The sequence below is a fragment of the Micromonospora sp. M51 genome (genome assembly GCF_018070305.1).
GTDB lineage: Bacteria > Actinomycetota > Actinomycetes > Mycobacteriales > Micromonosporaceae > Micromonospora > Micromonospora parva.
Window position 1 is genome coordinate 1 of sequence record NZ_JAGPXZ010001306.1, and the last position, 871, is coordinate 871.

Genomic DNA, 871 nt, shown 5'->3' on the forward strand with positions numbered 1-871 from the left:
CCGGCTGCGGCTCGGCGTACTCCATGCAGTACCACGACGACCGGCTCTACGTCGTCACCACCGGTGGGCACCTGGCCTGCATCGACGCGAGCGAGCCGGCGATCCGCGCGGCGCAGGCCGGGGACGTGCCGCAGGTGCGCGACATCAAGGCCCCCCGTCAGGCGCCCCAGCCGGTGCAACCGACGATGGTCGAGGTGACCAGCGACGCGGGCGCGGGCGTCGTGGTGCAGTGCCTGGACGATCGGGGGCGGCTGCGGGTTCAGGTGCTGTCCGACGGTTACCGGCGCGACTGGTCCGTGCAGTTCCCCAAGGGGATCCGCGAGCCGGGCGCCCGCTACCTGGTGACCGAGGTGCGGGAGTCCAGCCGCGGTGGCTACTACCGCGCGTACGGCGACATCCGCCGGTTGCGCTGACGGCGAGCACACCGAGGGGGCCCGGTCGGGCCCGCCTCTGTCGTAGGGTGCCGGCATGGCGCACCCCGTCCGGGCCAACGGCGACGCCATCGGTGCCTGGTGGGCAGCCCCACCGACGCGGCGGGTGAGTCACCTGCCGGGCGTCGACCCGGAGTTGCTGCGGGTGGCACTCGACCCGTTGCCGGCGGCGGCGCCCGCGATCGTGCACTACCGGCCCACGCTGGTGGGTCCGCTCGGCGACCTCGTGGACGCCCTGCTCGACCAACTCGACACCGCGGCCCTCACGATGTTCCCCCGCTGGCTGACCGGGGCCGACCATGTCGACAGCGAGGGCAGCCTCGGCATGGCGGCGGTGCGCGCCCTCGCGGCCCGCACCGCCGCCCGCTCCCGACACTTCGGCCCGTTCCTGGCCGACCTCGCCGAGCGAGGGCTGCGCGGTCCGCGCCACCCCGGCGGGC

2 pseudogenes are annotated in these 871 nt (G+C 75.2%); both read left to right on the forward strand.

The features are described 5' to 3' along the window. Nucleotides 1-413, forward strand: a pseudogene (locus tag KBX53_RS34455) (molybdenum metabolism regulator); the annotation flags it as partial. Between the two features lie 55 nt (nt 414-468). Then, a pseudogene (locus KBX53_RS34460) lies at nt 469-871 on the forward strand (hypothetical protein); the annotation flags it as partial.